This window comes from Streptomyces fuscigenes (genome assembly GCF_021556455.1).
In the GTDB taxonomy this organism is placed as follows: domain Bacteria; phylum Actinomycetota; class Actinomycetes; order Streptomycetales; family Streptomycetaceae; genus Streptomyces; species Streptomyces fuscigenes.
Genome location: NZ_JAKGCV010000579.1, coordinates 1 through 2,918, shown reverse-complemented (window position 1 = coordinate 2,918; position 2,918 = coordinate 1). Strand labels below are relative to the sequence as shown.

Sequence of the window (2,918 nt, the reverse complement as noted above, 5' to 3'; positions counted from 1 at the left end):
CGCTGAGCGAGCCCGTCACCAGGGACGAGACGGCGTATTTGGCGGGCGAGGGGGCGACCACCAGCGCGAGCACGGCCAGCAGCAGCGTCAGCGCGATCGACCAGCCGCGGCGCGAGAGCACCGGCCGGCTGCACAGCGCTCCCACGGCGAGCCCGACGAACGTGCACGCCGCCGCGGCGGCCAGTCCCGCGGGCAGCGCGGCCAGCCGCGACACCGGCACGGTCAGGTCCGCGTTCTTCGGCGCGCTCGCCGCGGCGACCGCGAGGGTGGCGGGCAGCGCGAGCGCCCACACCGCGAGGAGCGCCGCGAGCAGCGACGCCGTATGGCCCCGGACGGCGCCGCGCGCGGCCACCGTGACGGCGCGGGCCGCGGGGGGCTCCTGGGTCACGCAGACCCGTACGAACCACGCCGTGACCGGCACGAGCGCCGCGGCGGCGAGGCCCAGCGAGTCGAGGACGGGCCGCCCCGCGCCGACGCCCGCGCCGAGGACGGCCGCGTACAGCAGCAGGGGCGGCAGCCAGCGCTGGGAGCGCAGCAGGAGGGCGATCTGGTAGCGCAGCAGCGCGGTCACGGGACAGGGCGCCTTTCGGCCTCGTGCAGGGCGTGGACGTGCCAGGGCGGGCGCGCGCCCAGCAGCGCCCGCAGCAGGGCGTCGGAGTGCGCGGCGGCGACCGTGAGGCGGAAGGCGCCGTCGGGCAGCCGCTCGCAGGCGGGGCGGCCCGGCAGGCCCTCGGGCGGTTCCCCGCCGCCGGCGCACGAGGCGGTGACGCTGACGCGGGGCCCGTCCACTGCGGGGGCGTGCGGATCCGGACGGTCGATCGGCCGCACGGCGTGGCCGACGACGGCGTACGCCGCGTCGGGGACCCCGGCGAGCCGGGCCGGATCGTGGTCCACGAAGACGACCGTGCCGCCCGCGGCCGCCCGCTCGGCGACGGCCCGGTCGAGTTCCGCGCGGGCCGCCGTGTCCAGGCCCGTCCACGCCTCGTCAAGGACCAGGAGCTCGGGCTCGGCGGCCAGCGCCTGGGTGAGCGCGACCTTCTGGCTGGTGCCCTTCGACAGCTGCGCGAGCGGTGTGGCGGCCTGTGCCGCGGCGCCGAACCGCTCCAGCCACTCCGCCGCACTCGCCCGCGCGAGCGGCGCGGTGCGGCCGTGGATCCGGCCGAGGTGCGCGAGGTAGCCGGCCGCGGTGAACGGCAGGGCCGCGGCGAAGCGTTCGGGGACGTACGCGGTCCTCGGCCGGCCGGTGACGCGGCCCGCCGACGGGACGTCGATCCCCGCGAGCAGCCGCAGCAGCGTGGACTTGCCGCTGCCGTTGGCGCCCTGCACCCGCACGACGGTGCCCGCGCGCAGCTCCAGGTCCACGTCGCGCAGCACCCAGGGCCCGCGCGGTCCGTAGCGTCGCCCCACGCCGCTGAGGGCGATCGTCGCGGCCCGCGGCACCGCGGTCAGTGGGAGCCGCTCGGAGCGGGCGTCGCCTCGCTCGGCCGGACGATGACGAACCCCTCGCCCTGGAGCATCAGCTGCACCGCCTCGCCGGAGCCGCCGCGGATCATCGAGCCGAGGGACTGCGAGCGGTGCAGGGACGTGTCGAGCTGCGCGCTCCAGCCGACGACGGCGTCGGTGTCCACGTAGACGGGCTGCTGGGCCGTGACGGGGATGACGATCGGGTTGCCCTCGCAGATCACGGCGAGCTTGCCGTAGCCGGTGAAGAGGCTGTTGAAGAGTCCGCCGCCGGTCATGCCGGCGCCCTTGACCATCTTGATCTCGTAGCTGAGCGTCGGGTCGAAGCACAGGACGTTGCGGCCGTTTATCGTCAGCGCGTCGCCCTGCTCGATCTCGACGATGAAGCAGTTGGCGGCCTCGTGGGCGAACCATGCCTCGCCCTGGCCGCGGACGGCCATGAGCGGCAGTCCCTCGCCGGTGAGGGCGCGCTTCAGCATGCCGCCGACGCCCTGCCCCTTCCGTTCGAACTGGAGGTTCCCGCGGTAGGCGATCATCGCCCCCTGCCGGGCGTGCATCTCACCGTTGACGACGTACTTGACCGATTTGGCGTTCTGCAGCGTCATTCCGGCCGCGGTGGGCTGCTGGGCGAGGTGCTCGCTGGCGAAGAGGTCGCTTTTCATGGACGCATACTCACCCGGAGGCATTAATTCCGCCAAGAAACCCACCTGCGAGAATCGCCGGGTGACCACCGAGCCGAACCCGAACCCCCGAGACGGCGGCGCGTCCGCCGCCGATCCGAGGGACGAAGCCCCCCAGTTCGTCCTGCCCCTGGTGCTGCGCCTGGAGCGGGCCACTCCGCCCGCGCGCACCGACGCGCTGGAGACCGCCGCCCGCGCCGTCCTCACGATCCTGTCCGACGAGCGCTCGCTCGGCGACGGCGAGTGGGCGGCGGCGATGCACGACTGGCAGGACGCCCGCATCCGCAAGGTGGTCCGCCGGGCGCGCGGCGCGGAGTGGCGCAAGGTGCAGGAGCTGCCGGGGATCACGGTGACGGGGACGCGGCCCGAGGACCCGGCCGAGGTCCGCGTCTTCCCGCCGATCCCGCTGGACGGCTGGCCCAAGGAGCTGGCGAAGCTCCAGGTGTCCGGCACCGACCTCGAACCGGAGGGCGGACCCGCGGCCGAGCCGGAGCCGTCCCTGCCGGTGCTGTGGCTCAACCCGCGCGTCGAGATGTCGGCGGGCAAGGCGTGCGCCCAGGCGGGCCACGGCGCCCAGCTGGCCTGGTGGGCCCTGTCCGGCGCGGACCGCGAGGCCTGGCGCGCGACGGGCTTCGCCCTCGCGGCCCGCGTCGCGACTCCCGGGGAGTGGCGCGTCCTGGAGGCCGCCGGCCTGCCCGTGGTGCACGACGCGGGCTTCACGGAGATCGCGCCCGGCAGCGCGACGGTGATCGCGGACCACCCGGCGCTGCGGCGCTG

4 protein-coding genes are annotated in these 2,918 nt (G+C 75.7%); 1 reads left to right on the top strand and 3 read right to left on the bottom strand.

The annotated features are described in order from the left end of the window. The 3 genes from L1885_RS26530 to L1885_RS26520 form a co-directional block, all read right to left on the bottom strand. Positions 1-571: ABC transporter (locus tag L1885_RS26530; RefSeq protein ID WP_235799700.1), on the bottom strand; the 571-nt coding region annotated here is incomplete at its 3' end. Then, the gene (locus tag L1885_RS26525) at positions 568-1,407 is read right to left on the bottom strand and encodes an ABC transporter ATP-binding protein (RefSeq protein ID WP_372482034.1); all 840 of its coding nucleotides are present in this window, start codon (positions 1,405-1,407) and stop codon (positions 568-570) included. The genes L1885_RS26525 and L1885_RS26530, both read right to left, overlap by 4 nt. Before the next feature lie 38 nt (positions 1,408-1,445). Then, positions 1,446-2,123, bottom strand: a complete 678-nt coding sequence (locus tag L1885_RS26520; RefSeq protein ID WP_235799699.1) for an AIM24 family protein — start codon at positions 2,121-2,123, stop codon at positions 1,446-1,448. On the opposite strand from L1885_RS26520, the gene L1885_RS26515 reads away from it, so the two are divergent. Next, positions 2,065-2,918: peptidyl-tRNA hydrolase (locus L1885_RS26515; protein ID WP_372482035.1), on the top strand; the 854-nt coding region annotated here is incomplete at its 3' end. The two genes, L1885_RS26520 and L1885_RS26515, sit on opposite strands and share 59 nt — an antisense overlap.

Coding starts and splice junctions, on each gene's coding strand:
- L1885_RS26520 (WP_235799699.1), bottom strand. CDS start 2,123: ATGAAAAGCGACCTCTTCGCCAGCGAGCACCTCGCCCAGCAGCCCACC.